The organism is Roseivirga spongicola, assembly GCF_001592965.1.
Taxonomy (GTDB): Bacteria; Bacteroidota; Bacteroidia; order Cytophagales; family Cyclobacteriaceae; genus Roseivirga; species Roseivirga spongicola.
In genome coordinates this window covers 16,419-36,357 of the sequence record NZ_LRPC01000033.1, presented here as the reverse complement: position 1 = coordinate 36,357, position 19,939 = coordinate 16,419, and the positions used below count along the sequence as shown (strand labels likewise).

Below are 19,939 nucleotides of genomic sequence, written 5' to 3'. Positions count from 1 at the left end.
TGCTATAAGTAAATCTCTTCTGAATAGTTAACCTCCGAAAGGTACAGTCCATGAGGAGGCACAGCCCTACCCGCTTTTGTTCTGTTCTTTGCAGCAATGATAGTAACAAAATCTTCCACAGTAAGTTTCCCTCTGCCCACTTCCAATAACGTTCCAACCAAGGCTCTCACCATTCCGCGCAAAAACCTGTTTGCCCTAACGTTAAAAATTAGCTGATCGTTCTCGCAATACCAGTTGGCTGTCAATATTTCACAAAAGAAGTTATTCACTTCAGTTTTCACCCTGCTAAAGCTTTCAAAATCTTGCCTACCGAGTAGCTTCTGGGCAGCCTCATTCATTCGTTCCACATTTAAGGAATGGCTGAAATAGTAGCTCTGTCCCACTAGAAAAGGAGTCTTCTTTTGATGAATAAAATAATGATAACCTCTCTCTTGAGCATCGAAACGTGCATGAGCCTCTGGCTGAACTTTACGACAGCTGTTAATAGCCACTTCATCGGGCAGCAGGCCATTCAGCTTGTACTGAATCTGACTTTCTGGAAGCTCAGTTTCTGCATCGAAATGCGCTATTTGCTTCCTGGCATGAACACCTGTATCTGTTCTACCACTGCCTGTAATACCAATCTGAGCGCCTAATATTCTGGAAAGCCCCTCTTCTATTTCTTGCTGAACGGTTAGAGCATTGGCCTGTCTTTGCCAGCCATGATAAGCCGCACCGTTGTAAGAAATATCAAGAAAATAGCGCATAGAGGTTTAGCCAATTCAATTTTGCCAGTGCGAATTAACTCAATTTAATCCATGCAGGAAAAGGAGCACTGTTTAAATCGACATTCAAAAGGAGCATTCGTAAATGGGTTTACTATATTTGCGCAAAATCAAGTAAGATGATCCAACGTATACAAACTTTATTTCTTCTAGGAGTAGCCATTTTAATGGGAATGACCAATGCGTACTACATTTGGGGCGAACAAAGTGTTGATCAGGAGACTGTGGTAACCCTTACCTCCATGAAGTTAAAGGTAATTGATACTGCAGGAACCATAAGTAACCTATCTGACGACACATTGATCAGAGAAGATGCTACTTGGTACATTGGCGCACTTACTATTGTTGCTGCCTTAATTGCAATATTCTCAGCCCTTCAATTTAAAAACAGGCTAAACCAAATGAAACTTGGTGCACTAAACGCACTAGTTATGGCTTCAACTTTAGGTGTTTCTTATTACAAGATATATCAATACGAAGGACTCATTGAGGGACAGGGCGTTATTTCATTCGGCTTTTATTTACCAGCTGGCGCCATGATTCTAAACATCATAGCTAACCGTTTTATCCGTAAAGACGAGAAGTTGGTAAAAAGTGTAGATAGAATCAGATAATCTACCCCTTCTGCTGCAAAACTTCTTTTATTTCCCTTAGCTCTGCTAGCAAGGCTTCATTAGCTCGTACACTTGAGTTAACAAAGCTCTTGAGTACATAAAGTATAGCCAAAGTGAAAATAAGAATAAATATAACGCAGGTTAAGATAATAAGTAGCTCCATGGTTTATTGGTTTATCCATAAAGTTACTCATTATCCTTTGACTATTTAACCTTAAACGGAATTATGAAGCCCATGGTCATTCTCATTGCCACCACGGCTTGCCTATTTGGCCTTACCTGATTGATCTGAAGTTGATGTGGAATAACTCCAGCAGCAACATCAAAAAACAAACTCTTAGCTTCTACTCTGTAACCATAGTATATTCCGTGCATTGGAAGAAACCTTCGATCAGCAGAACCGCCCTGGCCGTCTGTAGCCTGATAAGACTTTGCCCAAACATTATGAACCCTAAACATAGCATAATGACCAGCAAATTTATCTTTAGCGAAGTAGTAACGCCCTGAGAGACTAAATGAGGAGTTTATATCGTAGGTTCTCTGTCCTTGAGGTTCAGAATGAACCTCAATTACGCCATCACCAACATTCAAGGCACGTGTTCTTCGTTTTGCGTAAAAATCTACGCCCCATTGAAATCTATTAGAAATATCTCCTGTCAAGCCAAGCACAATGGCCGATTCTAATTGCTCCGATTGAGCGGCTGAAAAAGGACTTAAAGCTATTTCAAGTTGCAAAGGCTTTCTAGCTCCGTCTTAAGCTAGAATCGATCCTGAGAAGAACAAAAAGATGAATACTAGTACTGATATGTGTTTTTTCATGAATAAGTTATGTTATAAGTTAAAGAAATTTCTAAGCCTTTAACTTACAACAATAACAACACCTTGGTATCTACTCAGGATTAACTTTAACAAGTTTTATGACGAACCTTAAGTTCTCATTCGGTGCAATTTTGCCTGAGCCATAGTTCTGGTAACACCAAACTGAAGGAATATAAAAGTCTCCCTTGCCTCCCTCTGTAAGGAGCACTGCCGAACGTTGAAAGCCAGGGATAATTCCATTTGTGCCTATGGTAAATCTCAATGGCTCATAATCTCTATCCGCATCATGAATACCACCGTCTTGAGCAACACTTTCAATACTCGTATCCAGTAGCTCATCTTCAAAATTATATAACTCGTAATCAACATCTACCACATCACCGTCAGTAGCTTCAGTGGTATTTCCGTCTTCTAGCAACAAATATCTGATTCCGCTTTGCTCATCTACAACGGCAGTTAAATTCTTTTCTTCCAAGTGCTGATCTATTGCCGCAATATCAATTTCCAATTGCTCTGCAGGGTTATATTCAGGAAAATCATCATCACCTAAACACCCCATAAAACTCAACAACACTAAGCCTGCTATCCACTTTTTCATTCTCTTTCAATTTTAATTCAACAGTCCGGATAAACGAACGGTCGAATTTTACACTTTATTTTAACAATTCATCTTCAAGACACCCCCAAAAAACAAATAGTTGTAATGTCAAAAAAAGTAGTGTCGCCATAATTTCACTAAGTCAGGAAGCTTAAACTGTCAGGCTGTCACTCTTTTTGCCTTGGTATGGACTTTGAGTTTTAGGCATCGCAAAAAACAACTGACAGAACGTTATGCAAGAGAAAGGTACAATCTCGATACATACCGAGAACATATTCCCGATCATTAAGAAGTTCCTCTACTCAGATCATGAGATCTTCTTGAGAGAATTAGTCTCGAACGCGGTAGACGCTACACAAAAAATTAAAAGGCTAGCCTCACTTGGCGAATACACTGGCGACTTAGGTGAAACCAGAGTAGAAGTTGAGGTAAACAAAAAGAAGAAGACCATTACCATCAAAGATGCTGGTATTGGTATGACAGCCGAAGAAATTAAAAAGTACATCAACCAGATTGCTTTTTCAGGAGCTACTGAGTTTGTTGAGAAGTTTAAAGATGCTGGAGACGCCAAAGAGATCATTGGTAAGTTCGGTCTGGGCTTCTACTCTGCCTTTATGGTTGCCGGCAAAGTTGAAATTGACTCTTTGAGCTACCAAGAAGGTGCTGAGCCAGCGAAGTGGATTTGTGACGGTAGCACAGAATTCGAAATCAAAGAAGGAAAGAGAAAAACTAGAGGTACAACCATTACCCTCCACGTAAACGAAGATTCCGAAGAATTCTTAGAAGAAAGCAGAATTCAGGGCATCCTTGACAAGTATGCTAAATTCCTTCCTATCGAAGTAAAATTCGGAGAGAAAGAAGAGTCTGTAGAAGATGGCGAAGACAAAGAGGGTAAGAAGAAGTGGAAAACGGTTAAGAAAGATAACATCATTAACAACACCGCTCCTATCTGGACCAAGTCGCCTTCAGATCTGACTGACGAAGACTACCTAAAATTCTACAAAGAGCTTTACCCATTCTCTGAAGATCCGTTGTTCTGGATTCATTTGAATGTTGACTATCCGTTCGAACTAACCGGAATTCTTTACTTCCCTAAGTTGAAGAACGACTTCGAAATGCAGAAGAACAAGATTCAGCTTTACTCTCGCCAGGTATTTATTACCGATGAGGTGAAAGACGTTGTTCCTGAATTCTTGATGTTACTCCACGGTATCATTGACTCACCAGACATCCCGTTGAACGTATCTCGTTCTTACCTACAGTCTGATGGCAATGTGAAGAAAATCAACACCTACATCACCAAAAAAGTAGCAGATAAGTTGGGCGAACTCTTTAAGAAAGAGAGAGAATCTTACGAGAAGAAGTGGGATGATATCGGGCTTTTTGTGAAGTATGGAATGATCTCAGAAGAGAAGTTCTACGAAAAAGCGACTGACTATGCTTTGGTGAAAAATACGGAAGGCAAGTGCTTCACCTTAAAAGAATACGAAGCTCAAATAGAAGCCAACCAAACCGATAAAGACGGCAACAAAGTTTGGCTATATGCTAACAACCCAGCCAAGCAAGATGCCTTCATTTCTTCTGCTATTGATAAAGGTTATGATGTTCTTGTATTCGATTCTCCAATCGATAGCCACTTCATTAACCATATGGAAAGCAAGTTGGAGAAAACACAAATCAAGCGTGTAGACTCTGATAACCTGAACAAACTGATTGATAAAGACGAAAAGAGAGAGTTAGTACTTTCTGACGAGCAAAAAGAAAGCTTGAAAGAAGTATTCTCTAAGTCTATCGGCAATGAAAACTTCAAGGTTGAAGTTGAAGCACTTTCTCCATCTGATGCCCCGGTAACTATCACAATGTCTGAGTTTATGCGCAGAATGAAGGAGATGCAAGCTACTGGTGGTGGCGGATTCAACATGTTCGGTGCCATGCCAGATACATACGATGTTTCCGTGAACGGTAACCACCCATTAGCTGACAAAATCTTGAAGTCTGAAGCAGACGATGCAAAGCAGGGTCTTGCCAAGCAGGCGGTTGACTTAGCTATGCTTTCTCAAGGTTTGCTAGAAGGCAAAGCTTTAACTGACTTTATCAAGAGAAGTACTGAATTACTAGGTAAGTAGTTTACTTACAAGCTTTTTTAAAAATGCCAGCCCTATAAGGGTTTGGCATTTTTTTTGTTAATTTTTGTACTCAAACAACTAACACATGAAAAAGCTACTCCTCTCCATTCTCTCTCTTTTTACACTTCAAATTGCTTTAAACGCACAAAACACTACTCTTGAGATTCATTCTAATGGTTTCAAGCCAGAAGACAAGGTTAGTATAAAGTTTCATGATGGAGGCAGTTATAAAATAGATCCATCTACTGAGGTACAAACCATTCAAATGGACATTAATGAACCGAAACGAGGGATCATCCTCATAAGAAAACCCAATAGACTATTCTTTAAATCGCACTGGAAGGAGATTTATATAGACCCGGGTAAAAACGTGGTTAAATTAGAAAGACGAAGATTTAGAAGAAAAACGAGCCTCACTGGCTCCTCGAGCAACACTATGTTTCAGGCTTATTTAAAGGGCTCAAAAAAAGACAGGCTTTCAATACAAAAGGAAAACCCAAATCACCCCTTCTTCAACAGTTGCAAGAATTGAAAAAGACACTCCCTAAACTCAAAATAGACAAAACATGAAAAAAACACTTACCCTCTTAGCATTTTGCTTGTTGTCCTTAAATCTTACCGCTCAAGATTCTTTAAGACTAACCTTTAAACTTGAAGGCTTCAAGGCAAAAGATCAATTATCCATTGAATATAGTGAAGGTCGGTTTTCACTTCCTTCAGAGAAAGAAGAGCTTACAATAGTTAGAAAGCTGGAAAATCCAGAACCTATGGCCATAATTTATAAGTCTAGGCTTCGATCTTTTTGGATAGATAATAATGATATAACAGTAACCATCTCTAAATCTGGCTTTAAAAATGGAATAGATGTTCAAGGGTCACCCGCAGAAGATTTGTGGCAGCAGATAGTAAAAGCCCCAAAAGAAAAACGAGCCGAGCTATTAGCAGAAAACATTAATACTAAAATGGCTCAGTCCTACTTAGCAAGGAGTAGTGACAGGCTACTTCCAGAAGATCAAGAACGACTGCTTGCCATGTCTAACTCTAAAACCAAAGACTTAGCCAAGTATGATCTTTTAATGGCTTATGATATGTCTAATAGACTCAAAGAAGGAGACCCAATGATGGACTTTATCGCATCAACTATTGATGATCAGCAAACCTCAACCAAAGACTTAAGAGGCAAATTCATTCTGCTTGATTTTGCCGGCACTAATTGCGGCTGGTGTTGGGTAGAGTATCCTGAGATGTCTAAAACATTAGTTAATTACAAAAACCTGCAGACATTTACATTCAACCTAGACTTTAGGCATTCACAATGGCAAAAAATAGCCACACAACGGAATATTGAATTACCATGGCCAGTACTTTGGAAAGCAGAGAATAAACAGGAAATCATTGACAGATATGGAATCAACGTGCTACCCACTTATTACCTAATCTCTCCAGATGGAACAATCCTAGATAGATGGCAAGCTGGTAAAGTTGAAAAGCTAATTAGGAAGCTAGAGCAGCACAAAGTTAACTGATTGACTGCCTTTCAACATTAAGAGCACACAAAGCAGCCATAAACTCAAAATAGACAAAACATGAAAAAAACACTTACCCTCTTAGCATTTTGCTTGTTGTCCTTTAATCTTACCGCTCAAGATTCTTTAAGGTTAACCTTTAAACTTGATGGCTTTAAGACAAAAGATCAATTATCAATATCCTTTAGTGAAGGTCAGTTTTTGCTTCCGACAGAAAAAGAAGAAGTTACAATAGTTAGGAAACTGGTAGGCCCTGAATCCATGGCCATCATTTATAAGTCTAGGTTTAAATCGTTGTGGATAGACAATAATGATATTACGGTGACCATCTCTAAATCTGGCTTTAAAAATGGAATAGATGTTCAAGGGTCACCCGCAGAAGATTTGTGGCAGCAGATAGTAAAAGCCCCAAAAGAAGAACGAGCCAAGATTCTAGAAGAAAATATTAAGACTAAAATGGCCCAGTCCTACTTAGCAAGCAGTAGTGACAGGCTACTTCCAGAAGATCAAAAACGGCTACTGGCCATGTCTAACCCTAAAACTAACGACTTAGCCAAATACAACATTTCATTACTGGGTTTAGATGTATCTGAAAGACTAAAAGAGGGAGATCCAATGATGGACTTTATCGCATCAACTATTGATGATCAGCAAACATCAACCGAAGACTTAAGAGGCAAATACATTCTTCTCGATTTTGCAGGAACTGGTTGTGGTTGGTGTTGGGTAGAATACCCCAATATGGTTAAGTCATTAGAAAAGTATGAGAATCTTCAAGTATTAACTATCAATGAAGATTTTTCTCACGAACGTTGGAGGAAAATGGCTGAACAAAGAGACATTAACTTGCCTTGGCCTGTACTTTGGAAAGCTGAAAACAAAAAAGAGATTTTTGCCAAGTATGGAATTCAGGTGCTACCCACCCACTATTTAATATCTCCAGAAGGCATCATCTTAGAGAGATGGCAAGGAGCAAAAGACAACAAACTGGAACGTGCATTGGAAAAACACAAAGTCAATTAACCGACCGCCAGCGAACACCATCGTCCTTGTAAGAACATTTTAATACGACATACAATTTCCAACAGGCCTAAATCAGTTATTTAGGCCTGTTTTTCTTTGGCATATTCCTTGGCTAGCAAAAGCCGAACTTATTAAATTCAGCTATGCTTAGAACCATGTTCACAATTGCTTGGCGCAACGCCATTCGCCACAAACAATTCGCTATCCTCAATATACTTGGGCTAACCATAGGTATTACCGCCACGGTAATAATCGCGCTGTACGTGATGAACCAGTACAGCTATGACAACTTCCATAGCCAGGGAGATAGAATTTATAGAGTGAACCAGCCCATGATCTGGGGAGACTGGAATGAGCCCTTCGCCTCCACTGGTCCGAATTTAGCTATTGCATTAAGGTCTGATGTGCCCGAGTTTGAAGAAGTAACCAGAGTTCATACGCCAGGGGAAATGGCAGTAAGCTACAGACCGGATACCGGCAACCCTGTTTCGTTTACAGAAAGTAAAGCATTTGTTGCAGAGCAGAACTTCTTTGAAATATTTGACTTTAAGGCCAGAAATGGAAGCTTAGAAACAGCTCTGGAGCTACCGGGTAACGTGGTGGTCACTGAAGAAACTGCCACTAAGTACTTTGGTACAGAAGAAGCCATAGGAAAAACACTTTTGGTAAATCAGGGAACGGATGTCAAAGCATTCCGTGTAACGGCTGTTCTAGAAAGTATTCCAACCAATTCACATATACAGTTCGACATGTTGCTTTCCATGACTTCATTTGATGATATAAAGCGAAGACAGCATCAGTGGATCTGGACAACCTTTGTAACCTATGGTTTAGTGGCCGATGGGGTGAACATTGAGCAGCTTGAGCAAAAAATCCAGTCTATTCCTCCAAAATGGGCAGAACAAGAAATACAAAATGTTTTTGGCCAGAGCTATGCAGAATATACCAAAGACAAAGCTTGGACTCTAGAACTGCAGCCCTTAAGCGAAGTTTATGTGTACTCTCCACCTTCGGGTAACCGCATTGGCCCTAGCGGCAACATTCTATATATCCAGATTTTTTCAGCTGTAGGCGGACTTATTCTACTCTTATGCAGCATCAATTTTATGAACCTTTCTACAGCCAAATCGGCTAACAGAGCCAAAGAAGTGGGTATTAGAAAAGTTCTGGGATCGGAGAAAAGAACACTTATTCAGCAGTTTATCTTTGAATCGGTTTTATATGTTGCCGTAAGTACAGTAATAGCTTTAGTGGTCACCGAAATCTCTTTAGATGGTTTCAACCTAGTGGCCAATACAGAATTGAGTCTTTATGAATACGCCACCAACCCAAATGCTATCGGGCTAGTGGCTGCTTTTATAATTATACTAGGCGTGGCTGCCGGAAGCTATCCAGCCTTCTATCTATCATCCTTCAGCCCTATGAAAGTACTCAAAGGAAAATTAAGCTCTGGTTTTAAAGGAAGCATGCTAAGGAACACTCTTGTAGTGGTTCAATTCACTATTTCCGTAGCGCTAATTATAGCTACCTTCTTTGTGCAGAAACAGCTCAATTATGTTTCCAACGTAAATTTGGGGTTCAACACAGAAAACATTTTGCAAGTCCATAATATGGAAATGCTAACTAACGAGCAGCAGCAAACGCTTCAAGATATGCTTGTTGCCAATTCGGCAATTGAACAGGCCGGTATATCTGATCTTATTCCACCCAATGTTTGGAATGAGGACAAATACAAAGCTTACGGCCCCGACACCGAGGTGGTGACATTGAACAGGATCAGAAGTAACGAAGAGTATATCGATTTGCTAGACCTAAATTTTCTGGCAGGTAGAAACTTTGACAAAACCAGAGGCACTGACCAGCGCAAAGTAATACTGAATGAAGAGGCTGTTAGAGTGCTTGGTTGGGAGTACCCGATTGACCCAGACAATTCGCCCATTGGCCAACATATTACCTTCCCTAATAGCAACGAGGCCCTCTTTGAGGTAATTGGGGTAGTGGAAAACTTCAACCATAACAGTGTTCGTTATGAAATAGGCCCACTCCTCCTCATTCATCAGGAGAACGACATCATGTGGAAGCACAGCAACAACTACCTATCCGTTAGGCTGAACAATCAAATTGTGGCTAGTAAATCTTCGTTGGAAAATAGCCTTAAAAGTATTGAAGAAAGCGTGAAGGAAGTAGATGCCACCATTCCTTTCGAATACTCATTCATGGATCAGATGTTCGAAGCAAACTTTAGAACTGAACAGAGAATGGGCCAGATTCTGAACATCTTTACGGTGATGGCCTTAACCATTGCCTGTCTTGGTCTATTTGGGCTTTCAGCATTTGCTGCTGAGCAAAGGAAAAAGGAGCTTGGTATAAGAAAAGTACTCGGAGCCACAGCTCAACAGATCATAAGTTCTTTCACTAGAGAATTCTCAATTCTGATTATTATTTCTATTGTAATAGCCAGCCCATTGGCCTATTTCTTCACCAAAAACTGGCTCTCCAACTTTGCCTATTCAACCCCAATTGAGGTCTGGGTATTTGTGCTTGTTGGAGTGGCATCAATAATAATAGCTTGGCTAACTATTGGAGTACACTCGTTCAATGCAGCAAGACAAAACCCTACGGAAGTTTTACGAGACGAATAATTCTTATTGATTGGAAGCAGTATCTGCTTGCTGTCTGTTGTATTTCCAGCGTTTGTGAGACCAGAGATAATCTGCCGGATTTCGGTTGATGGCTTCTTCTAAAAGCTGGGCATACTTTTCAATTACTGCCGGTGATTTAGAGTAAGGCGGCTGTGCTATCGGTCTAAAAGTCACTTCATAATGCCCTTTAGATACTCGTACCGTATCGGAAAAGTAAACAGGGTAATTGACAGAACTAGCTATTTTCTCTGCTCCTACATAAAAGGCAGACTCTTGGTTGAGAAAGTTGACCCAGCGCTTTTCCGTGCCCATACTCGGTATCTGATCAGCTATCATACCAATCACCCTAGGTACATTTTTCCTTTTTATTATCTCCCTTAAAGCAGTGTCTTTAGGTATTGGCAAGCCTCCATGCCTAGTGCGGAGTTTGTGCATAATGCCTTGATAAGACTCTTTCTTAATCGACTTAAAAAGGAACTCCATAGGATATCCTATCTGCTGACTTATTGCATGTGCAGGCCACTCCCAGTTGGCCACATGGCCCGATAGCAACAAAATAGGTTCGCCCTTACTTAAGTGAGCCTGCAGTACTTCTGGGTTGATTAACTTACAGCGATGTTCCCAATCCTTTTTCTTGAAAGAGTATGACTTGGTGAACTCAGCAAAAACCTCCATAAATTGAAGATAAAATTGCTTTTCTATCTTCAACCTATCTTCATCGCTCAGGTCTGGAAATGATTTCTTGATATTCTCATGAACAACACCTCTTCTGTATTTAAGCACATAAAATGCAAAATAGGCCGTCATTCTGAACCAGAAATAAATCCACCAAAACGGCAGCCAAGAAGCAATTTTTACAAAAATCATCGTGTTAAAAGTGGTGTTTATTAACCATTAAAGGATGGGCTTAGTTCTCTCCTGATTTGGCCTGTTCGTTAATGGTTGGGTCTTCAGCTTTGGTATACTTCCACCTTCGGTGAGACCATAAATATCCTTCAGGTTGCTTTCTTATATTCTGCTCCAAATGTTGGGCATAAGATTTAATAATACCTGTATGCTTTTTGGAATAAGGCGGAGTGGCAATCTCATGAAATGTACATTGATATCTCCCGCGACCTGTTCTCAAGACTTCCATAAAAAACACTGGACTTTGAGTAGCAATCGCAATTTTTTCAGAACCCTGATAAAAGGCGGTTTCTTTATCGAAGAAACCTAACCATTGTTTATCTGTTCCTCTTGAAGGTATCTGATCTCCAATAATACCTATAACCCGAGGTTTATCTTTATGCTTCAGAATATGTCTGATGGCCTTGTCTTTAGGTAGACCAGTTCCACCATGCTTCTCTCTGAAGGTCAATAGCGACTTATCTACTCCATTATTTTCCATTGGCCTGTAAAGAAACTCTATAGGCACATTGAGTAAACTCCCCATAGATAGAAAGGGCCACTCCCAATTGGTCATATGACCATAGGCAACCAGAACGGTTTTTCCTTGTTCTATGTACCCTCTCACCTTTTCCGAACCCCTCATCTCAACTCGTTCTTTCCAGTCCTCTTCGGTAAAACGATAGGCGTAAATAGCCTCTCCCAAAACATACAAAAACTGTCTACCAAATTGATTAGCCGTTTTCTTCACCTCCTTTTCGGTAAACTCAGGAAAGCAGGTTCTAATATTGTCGCGAATGATCGATCTCCTGTAGCCAAACACTTGAAATCCGAGAAACCAGAGAAAATCGGCTATCAGGTACACCAACCGTTGAGGAAGCAGGGAAATGATTTTAAAAATCATAGGGAATTAATTCTGCGCAAATATAGCAGTTAATCGGGGGCTAGTAAACCAAAAACTACTTGTCGTACAGCCAAAGTAAGGCTTCTTTCAGCTCTGCTCTCCAAAAACGTTCGTTGTGCTCGCCTTTAGGGTTAATCTTAGAGGTCATTTGATCGGCATAGCCTTGTTCCTTAAACAGGGCGAGCATGCGATTATAGCTATCCATCATCATTGGCCCTTCCTTTCCACCCATGTAGAAGAAGAATTTAACATCAGAAGATAGTTTGAACCCTTTCACTTGTTCAAAAGCTCCTTCGCTATACCAATAACTTGGAGAGAAAATTCCTGCTTTACTGAAATACCCAGCATACTGGAACATAGCGTAATGTGAGATAAGTCCGCCCATTGAGCCTCCCATTATTCCTGTGTGCTCCCAAGAAGGTAAGGTTCTGTACTTTTTGTCTATGTAAGGTTTTACCACACGAACAATGAAGTTCATGTATTCATTGCCTTCTGCCTTACCATACTTTTCATGGTCCCATCCAGCCATTTCTTGCGTTCTGTGTTCTGCCCCATTGTCTACTCCCACAACAATAAGTTCCAGGCCATGAGACTTGTAAAGGTCATTCAACACTTCATCTACACCCCATTCTCCAGCAAAAGAAGTCGCATCATCAAACAGGTTTTGACCATCGTGCATATAAAGCACTTCGTAATCTTTCTTTGTGCTCGAGTAGTTAGGAGGAAGGTAAACTCTTATTTGACGCTCTCTTTCCATTCTAGGAAAATGAAGTGGAGTTTCTATAACGGTAACATTGGCTGCAGCTGTGCTTTTAGAGTCTTGTGCACAAACAGAAAGAACAGCAACTAAACCTACTAGGAAGAGAAATTTTCTCATGCTTAATGAATTTCAAAACTGAGCACGAAAATAAAGATTATATCAACTTTTGTAGAATATTAGTTAGAATCGCTCCCAGCGCTGCGCATCTTGTTTGCGCTTCATCTCCCCAGACTCTATCATTTCTGTCAGCCTCGGGTTTTGCTCGGCATTTTTAGAGGTAAGGTGCCAGTAACCGCAGATATCGCACTCGTAGACATTCTGAGGCCCTTCATGAGGAAGAAAGCCTTTATAGATGTGCTGGTCAATCAGGGCGGTTTCAGCCAAGTCTTGAGACATATATTGGTATTTCCCTGTCGAACACTTCATAGTACAAAGGTAATGGAGTTAATGGCTAACTATATAGATGATAACAGCCAAAATAGTTCAGAAATACCATGCTCATTGCCATTAGGCTCAAGTTCTTTATCATATTTGTAGTGTAGAATTTATGCCGAAACCCACTTTCGGTGATTAACCAAGATGTTTCTATCATGAAGCATCGCTCAAAATAATAAACATATGCGCCATGAATTGAGCGACATAGCCAAACTCACAGCAGAGTTCATCAATACTACCGACAGGCATGTTTTCCTAACCGGAAAGGCCGGAACAGGCAAAACCACCTTCCTCAAATACATAGTTGAACACACTCACAAAAAAACTATTGTTGCAGCTCCTACTGGCATTGCGGCTATCAATGCTCAAGGAGTTACATTGCATTCCTTATTACAGCTTCCTTTTGGTGCGTTTATTCCAGAAAGAGTAATTCCGCCCGATGTAAACGCACAGGTCACCACCCTTTACAACTTGTTTTCAGGGCTTCGTTTCAATGCAACTAAGCGCCAACTGATTAGAGAAATGGAGCTACTCATCATTGATGAAGTGAGTATGCTGAGAGCCGATTTACTAGACTGCATCGACCATATGCTTCGGTATTTGAGGAAGCGAAAAGACGTTCCGTTTGGAGGGGCTCAATTGCTATTTATTGGCGATTTGCTTCAGCTTCCGCCAGTAGTAAAAGACAATGAATGGAATGTTCTGAAATCACATTACAAATCGTCTTTCTTCTTTGAAGCTAAGGCCCTCGGCAACCAACCACTTATTCATGTTGAACTAGAGAAAATTTACCGCCAGAGCGATGATCAGTTCATCTCAATACTCAACAGGTTCAGAGAAAATACTCAGACCCATGCCGATATTGAGTTTTTGAACGGGTACTACAAACCCAATTTTAATGAACAAGAATCTGATGGTTTTATTCACCTGACAACCCACAACAGAAAGGCTGACAACATTAATAATGAACGACTTCAGGCTCTAGAAGCTAAGAGTCATTCTTTCCAGGCAGAAATTACAGGCGATTTTCCCGAAAACTCCTACCCCATCCCCGAAACGTTAGTTGTTAAGGAAGGGGCTCAGGTAATGTTCATTAAGAATGACCCTTCTGGCGAAGCCCAATTCTTCAATGGTAAAATCGGGCATATTTCCTCCATAAGTTCAGGGACTATCAAGGTGAAATTCGGTGATGGTAATGAAGTGGCCGTTCCACAATATACTTGGGAAAACAAACGCTACTCGTTAAACAAAAACACCAATGAGATAGATGAGAAAATACTGGGGAGTTTCACCCATTTCCCCATTAAGTTAGCCTGGGCAGTTACAGTGCATAAAAGCCAAGGGCTTACCTTCGAAAAGGCCATTTTAGACCTTTCAGGAGCTTTTACTCAAGGTCAGGTTTATGTAGCGCTTTCCAGACTTACCTCACTCAACGGACTGGTACTTTCCTCAAAAATCCCGCAAGAGGGCTTCGATATTTCAAGGTCGATGAAGGAGTTTGCGGAAAACCGACCAAGCAAGGAAGAGCTCAACAATAGACTTACCAAAGACCGCAGCGATTACCTCTACCAACTCATTTCTAAACACTTTAATTTTGAGGAGCTGGCGCGAATATTCAGGGCACATGTGTTTAGCTTCGACAAGCAGGAGAACAGATCGCTTAAGCAGCAATTTTCTGAGTGGACGAATGAGCAAGCCAAGCCAATTTTAGACATGGTTCAGGTAGGAAAAAGCTTTCAAGGCCAGGCTTACTCTATCATTCATAAGCAAGGGGACATGAAGCTTTTAGCCGAAAGGGTTGAAAAAGCAAAAGGGTATTTCTCTGCAATTTTGACCAACGCATTAGACTCCATTAAGGCGCACGATAAGAACCTGAAAGACAAGACTAGACTCAAAGCCTATCGAAAGGAGCTGAAAGAACTTCACGAACAACTCTTTAGCAAACAAATGGCTATGCTTAGGGCCAATCTGTTTATTCAGTTTATGGCCGAAGGTAAAACCCTCACTAAGCAAGATATTCAAGATGTACTAAAAGAGGTAATTATTCCCAAAACCGAGAAAAAGAAAGACAAAACACCAACGGCCGAAGTAAGCTTTGAGTTGTATAAGCAAGGTAAAACCGTAGAAGAAATTGCAGAAGAAAGAGGGCTAGTGTCTTCCACTATTGAAGGCCATCTTTCTAAGTACATTGAAACTGGAGAAGTAAAAGCCACCGATTTGGTAGATGACCAAAAGCTTAAAAACATCCTCAGCCTAATTACCCCAGAAACCACCACCTTAACAGAAATCAAAAGCCAATTAGGTGATGAGTATACCTTTGGAGAAGTAAGAATTGCCATGACGGAATGGAAGAGAGTGGATTAATGATAACTCCCTAAAATAAGCTAATAAACAAGCAAGTTCTACCCATAGAAATAATGAATAAAGACCACTCAATCAACATCTGAATAAGGGTTTAAAATACTATGAAAGCCAAAAAAGTATGGTAATTTTGAAATTATAGAAAGATAAAAATGGCGAAAGCTGATCTGTTAATAAAACTTGTAGGTGCAATCAATAAAGGTGATAACCAACTATATAAAAAGGTTGTTGAATCAATTATTGCAGAAGAACGGAAAAAAAATCATCACGTTCTGGCCAATCAATTACAAGATAGGATAGATCAGTTCAGACCAGTCAACAAGAATGGCTATCAACACCATGTTAACGGTAACACAGGTTCACTCAGTCTAGATAGTTTCTTGCTAAATGTCCGTCCTACTAAAAGTCTAAGCGAATTAATCTTGGATGAAGATACGATCAAATCAGTTTACAATTTTGTGCAGGAACATCATAGAAGGGACGTTTTAAAGACCTACAACTTAGAACCAAGGCATACCTTACTTACAATAGGCGCTCCAGGCAATGGTAAAACTTCTTTGGCTGAAGCTATTGCACACGAACTAATGGTTCCTTTTTATATCGTTCGCTATGACGGAATAATTGGGAGCTACTTAGGGGAAACAGCCTCTCGCCTCAAAAAGCTTTTTGACTTCATAAAGACCCAAGAATGTGTTTTGTTCTTTGACGAGTTTGACTCTATCGGAAAGGAACGAGGTGACGAGCATGAAACAGGTGAAATAAAGCGTGTTGTAAGCTCTTTGTTATTTCAAATTGACAACCTTCCCAGCTATGTAATCAGCATTGGCGCTACCAATCATCCAGAATTGTTGGATCGTGCAGTCTGGCGAAGATTTCAAGTGCGATTACAGCTCAACCTGCCAGACATAAAAATGATCACTCGTTTTATTGAGAAATTTGAAAGCCGGATAGATACAGCTTTTGGCTACTCTCCTAAAACTTTAGCTTCCAAACTTAAAGGTTTGAGTTTTGCCGAAGTTGAGGAGTTTTGCCTTGATGTTCAGCGCAAATATGTACTAAGACTACCTGAAGCCAATATCAAAGAGGTAGTACAAGATTGTTTGGACGAGCTAGCTGTCAAAACACAAATAACACATGTCAAACAAACCCCTTCTAATATTTCCGAAACCAAGCGAAGTTGACCGAACCCCTCTAAATCCGGGCTTTGGCCGAAATAACAAACCAGGACATGGCCGACAAGTAGAGCGAATTGAAGGTCGATTCACTCTGCTAGCAGAGGCATTGGAAAATAAACGTGTGTTCTTACAACAGAATGTTGTAGGAACAGCTCCAGAAATGGTCCTGGTGTTAGAGTTCATTGGAACCGTTACAAACTTTTTTAATGCAGTAAAAAAAGTTCCAGAGCTGGAATTTCTAGCAGAGCTGGAAGATGTTTTTGAATCAGATGATGACTTCCACCGTTTAGATCAGGAGAATCAACGACAGGAGGGCGACTTAACAGGGCAGCTATTCTTAATAATGACCAATCAGGAAGCCCTGAGTCAACTCCAGCGACTTTGGGAACATTATAAAAATGATACTTGGGAACGGTCACCGGCCGGCCGGATTGCTGGCGGTATTGCTAAATTCCGTGATGTTTTTGCGGCACTAAAGGACATACGCCCTTATAGTATTCAAGATCGTCTAAGAGACACTGGCTTTGAAAATTACATAAATGATTATGCAGAGTTCGGAAATCCAATGGTTCCTTTTGAGATTGAACTTTTTCACCGTTCAAACAGGCAAGAACAAAGAGATAGCCGTACCCAGATAGAAGGATTATTACAGCGAAATGAAGGCCGTATCATTCAGGGCTCAGAGGTTATCCTTGACGAAATTCAATACCACGCGTTGATTGCAGAAGCCCCGGCATTGACATTCAACGATCTTTCCGAACAATCTAACGTGGCCTTTCTACAATGTGAACAGGTTATGCACTTTCGGCCAGTGGGACAAGTCACGGGTGGCCCGACCGATATAGATGAAGATTTGCCGGAGATTGCAGAAACAGAGAACCAAGTTAGTGACCTTCCTCCTGTTGCTGCCCTGTTGGACGGTTACCCATTTGCAAATCACACGTCAGTTAAAGGTAAGCTAGTAGTTGATGACCCAGAAGACTATTTGAGTAAGTACGAAGCAACGGAAATGCTTCATGGTACTGCAATGGCTTCCCTTATTATTAATGGAGATTTGGATGACGACCAAAATTTACAGCTAAGCCGATCCCTGTATGTTCGTCCGATAATGCATCCTCAGGCTACAATGCCAGGTGAAGCGCGCTCCGAGCTCGTACCAACCAATCGCCTTCCTATCGACCTTATACACCGTGCTGTAAAGCGAATGTTTGAAGGTGAGCATGGTGAAGCAGCCGTGACACCCAATGTAAAGGTTATAAACCTTTCTATTGGAGACCCCGTTCGCCCTTTTCATATCAATATCAGTGCTTGGGCCAAGTTGCTCGATTGGCTGAGTGTAAAATACAATGTCCTTTTCATAGTAAGTGCTGGCAACTGGACAGAAGAAATTATGCTTGATATGCGGCCTGAAGAATTTCAGGCACTTCCAGATGAGAGAAAACGTAGCCTGATCTTTGAAACCATTAAGAATTCCAACCTGCAAGCTCGAAAAATTCTTACACCATCAGAGGCAATCAATGGACTTACTGTAGGGGCATCCTATAGTGATCAGGAGCTAAACCTTGGAGCAGCCGCCAATTTTCCGCTTTTCGATAGCAGCAACATTCTTGCAGCTTATAGTCGAATTGGATTAGGCTATCACAAAGCCATCAAGCCTGACATTCTTAATGCAGGTGGCCGACTACCCTACCGGGTGGATATTGTTCGTAGCAGGAACAATACAACTACGCTAAAGGTGGCACCCTTCAGCTACACTGCTGCAGGTCCGGGTCAAAGAATTGCAACTCCCGGTAGTGCCGCGGACCTCACAAGAACCGCTTATACCGCAGGCACCAGTAACGCAGCTGCACTTACCACAAGGTTGGCCGTTCAACTGCACGAAGTACTCGATGATATCAATACCGAATTGCCTCCCGAAAGACAAATTAGCGAAGTGTACTTTCCGGTATTACTCAAAGCACTGCTTGCGCACGGCACAAGCTGGGATGGCTCGGGAGACATTCTACACAGTGTTTTGTCTTCCGACCCACAGATCAATAATGTAAAAGATCATATCTGTAGTTATCTCGGCTATGGTACAACCGATGCAAACAGGATACTCTATTGTACCGATCAACGTGTAACGCTATTAGGGTTTGGTGAGATCAAGAAAGATACTGGCCACGAATACACCTTTCCACTCCCAAATATTCTGAATCAGGGTAGATACAAAAAAAGACTGGCTGTAACCCTTGCCTGGCTTTCGCCTCTAAACTTCAATACAGCCAAATATCGTCAAGCGGCCCTTTATTTTAACAACCTGACTTATGACCGTGATAGAAGACCAGATGAACCTATTCATTTTAGGAATTCTAACGCAGGCTTCCGAATCGCCCGCAGAGGCACAATCCAGCACCATATATTAGAAGATGATGAAGTTGGATACTACATTGATGGTACAGATTTAAAAATTAACGTCAACTGTAAAGAAGATGCCGGAGGACTCAAAAAGCAACTGGTGAAATATGGCTTGGCTGTGACTTTAGAAGTTCGCGAAAATGTACCTGTTCCTATCTATCAAGAAATTGAGCAGCGCATTCAGAGTCAAACAAGGATAAGACTTTAACCTGTTTTCAAAATTTAATGTGTCGCTCGTGTAGTACTTACTATCTCAGCAAAGTAGTATGTAAACTGTATGCATCATTCAAAATAAGAAAGTTTTGTAATGCATTCTTAATGCCCGGTGGCTTAAGCTTTAGCGGAAAATATTGAAACCCAAAGAGGCTTGTTATCCAGAGGCTGAAATTGGAACCAAGTATCCGGTTGAGGCCTCGACCGAAGCCCTGCATGAGATAAATCCACCTTCCCTGAAGCTTAGGTGATAATAAAAGCCCTCCTGCGCTAAAGCTTCGGAGGGCTTAGGTGGAGCCGGAGGGATTCGAACCCTCGTCCAGATAAGGAACACTAAGTGCCTTCTACATGCTTATTCGCTGATTAATTTTCGAGTTTGTTAAGGACAGCAACCACCCTAATCCAAACCTTATCCGCGATTAATTTTGCGCAAATGTCACGACAACCACTTACGCTAGTTCTGCATGATGATGTCTCATATTCCCACCCGGCAGAACGAGGGGGTGAGAGAGACACATTGCTATCTAATACTAATTAGGCAGCAAGGGCGTATTGTCTTTCGCCAATTAAAAGGATGAAAGTTTTATTTAAGGGAAATACTAACAACTCCCTGCATGCTTACACTCGCATTGCACATACTGTCAATTCCAGTCGGCCCCATATGTTATAGCTCCGAAAGATGTTCGGAACAAGTTTG

At 41.0% G+C, this 19,939-nt stretch carries 16 protein-coding genes and 1 other RNA gene; 9 read left to right on the top strand and 8 right to left on the bottom strand.

Annotated features, from left to right (window positions below; all coding sequences use genetic code 11):
- Positions 1 to 2 precede the first annotated feature (2 nt).
- Positions 3 to 746 (bottom strand): tRNA pseudouridine(38-40) synthase TruA, encoded by a 744-nt coding sequence (gene truA / locus AWW68_RS19575; RefSeq protein WP_068225238.1) that lies wholly within the window; start codon positions 744 to 746, stop codon positions 3 to 5.
- A gap of 137 nt (positions 747 to 883) precedes the next feature.
- Here truA and AWW68_RS19570 point away from each other — a divergent pair, with 137 nt between their 5' ends.
- On the top strand, positions 884 to 1,378 hold the full coding sequence (locus AWW68_RS19570) for a DUF4293 domain-containing protein (protein WP_068225236.1): 495 nt from the start codon (positions 884 to 886) through the stop codon (positions 1,376 to 1,378).
- 204 nt (positions 1,379 to 1,582) lie between these two features.
- Here AWW68_RS19570 and AWW68_RS19565 read toward each other — a convergent pair whose 3' ends face one another.
- Together AWW68_RS19565 and AWW68_RS19560 are read right to left on the bottom strand one after the other, a co-directional pair.
- Positions 1,583 to 2,113 (bottom strand): hypothetical protein, encoded by a 531-nt coding sequence (locus AWW68_RS19565; RefSeq protein ID WP_068225235.1) that lies wholly within the window; start codon positions 2,111 to 2,113, stop codon positions 1,583 to 1,585.
- A gap of 154 nt (positions 2,114 to 2,267) precedes the next feature.
- A complete protein-coding gene (locus AWW68_RS19560) occupies positions 2,268 to 2,795 on the bottom strand; it encodes an FKBP-type peptidyl-prolyl cis-trans isomerase (RefSeq protein ID WP_068225233.1) in 528 nt (175 codons plus the stop codon).
- 233 nt (positions 2,796 to 3,028) lie between these two features.
- On the opposite strand from AWW68_RS19560, the gene htpG reads away from it, so the two are divergent.
- From htpG to AWW68_RS19535, 5 genes are all read left to right on the top strand, one after another.
- Positions 3,029 to 4,921, top strand: a complete 1,893-nt coding sequence (gene htpG, locus AWW68_RS19555; RefSeq protein WP_068225231.1) for a molecular chaperone HtpG — start codon at positions 3,029 to 3,031, stop codon at positions 4,919 to 4,921.
- A gap of 85 nt (positions 4,922 to 5,006) precedes the next feature.
- The gene (locus tag AWW68_RS19550) at positions 5,007 to 5,453 is read left to right on the top strand and encodes a DUF4369 domain-containing protein (RefSeq protein WP_068225229.1); all 447 of its coding nucleotides are present in this window, start codon (positions 5,007 to 5,009) and stop codon (positions 5,451 to 5,453) included.
- Positions 5,454 to 5,487: 34 nt separating this feature from the next.
- On the top strand, positions 5,488 to 6,447 hold the full coding sequence (locus AWW68_RS19545) for a TlpA family protein disulfide reductase (RefSeq protein WP_068225227.1): 960 nt from the start codon (positions 5,488 to 5,490) through the stop codon (positions 6,445 to 6,447).
- Positions 6,448 to 6,507: 60 nt separating this feature from the next.
- Complete coding sequence (locus AWW68_RS19540) at positions 6,508 to 7,470, top strand: TlpA family protein disulfide reductase (protein WP_084375786.1); 963 nt, start codon at positions 6,508 to 6,510, stop codon at positions 7,468 to 7,470.
- Between the two features lie 143 nt (positions 7,471 to 7,613).
- Positions 7,614 to 10,112, top strand: coding sequence for an ABC transporter permease (locus AWW68_RS19535; protein ID WP_068225225.1), 2,499 nt, complete (start codon positions 7,614 to 7,616; stop codon positions 10,110 to 10,112).
- A gap of 3 nt (positions 10,113 to 10,115) precedes the next feature.
- On the opposite strand, the gene AWW68_RS19530 is transcribed toward AWW68_RS19535, so the two are convergent.
- The 4 genes from AWW68_RS19530 to AWW68_RS19515 form a co-directional block, all read right to left on the bottom strand.
- Entirely contained in the window at positions 10,116 to 10,979 is an 864-nt protein-coding gene (locus AWW68_RS19530; RefSeq protein WP_068225223.1) for a lysophospholipid acyltransferase family protein, read from the bottom strand.
- Positions 10,980 to 11,019: 40 nt separating this feature from the next.
- Positions 11,020 to 11,901, bottom strand: a complete 882-nt coding sequence (locus AWW68_RS19525) for a lysophospholipid acyltransferase family protein (RefSeq protein WP_068225221.1) — start codon at positions 11,899 to 11,901, stop codon at positions 11,020 to 11,022.
- 55 nt (positions 11,902 to 11,956) lie between these two features.
- Positions 11,957 to 12,778 carry an alpha/beta hydrolase gene (locus AWW68_RS19520; protein ID WP_068225219.1) on the bottom strand — a complete coding sequence of 274 codons (822 nt, stop codon included), beginning with the start codon at positions 12,776 to 12,778 and terminating at the stop codon, positions 11,957 to 11,959.
- A 63-nt stretch (positions 12,779 to 12,841) separates the two neighbouring features.
- Positions 12,842 to 13,057 (bottom strand): hypothetical protein, encoded by a 216-nt coding sequence (locus AWW68_RS19515; protein ID WP_068225217.1) that lies wholly within the window; start codon positions 13,055 to 13,057, stop codon positions 12,842 to 12,844.
- A 222-nt stretch (positions 13,058 to 13,279) separates the two neighbouring features.
- Here AWW68_RS19515 and AWW68_RS19510 point away from each other — a divergent pair, with 222 nt between their 5' ends.
- The 3 genes from AWW68_RS19510 (at position 13,280) to AWW68_RS19500 (ending at position 19,237) form a co-directional block, all read left to right on the top strand.
- Positions 13,280 to 15,460: a helix-turn-helix domain-containing protein gene (locus AWW68_RS19510; protein ID WP_068225215.1), complete on the top strand. Its 2,181-nt coding sequence runs from the start codon at positions 13,280 to 13,282 to the stop codon at positions 15,458 to 15,460.
- A gap of 149 nt (positions 15,461 to 15,609) precedes the next feature.
- Complete coding sequence (locus tag AWW68_RS19505; protein ID WP_068225213.1) at positions 15,610 to 16,638, top strand: AAA family ATPase; 1,029 nt, start codon at positions 15,610 to 15,612, stop codon at positions 16,636 to 16,638.
- On the top strand, positions 16,592 to 19,237 hold the full coding sequence (locus tag AWW68_RS19500) for a S8 family peptidase (protein ID WP_068225211.1): 2,646 nt from the start codon (positions 16,592 to 16,594) through the stop codon (positions 19,235 to 19,237). The genes AWW68_RS19505 and AWW68_RS19500 overlap by 47 nt, the downstream gene beginning before the upstream one ends.
- A gap of 294 nt (positions 19,238 to 19,531) precedes the next feature.
- On the opposite strand, the gene ssrA is transcribed toward AWW68_RS19500, so the two are convergent.
- Positions 19,532 to 19,901: a transfer-messenger RNA gene (gene ssrA, locus AWW68_RS19495) on the bottom strand.
- Positions 19,902 to 19,939: the final 38 nt, after the last annotated feature.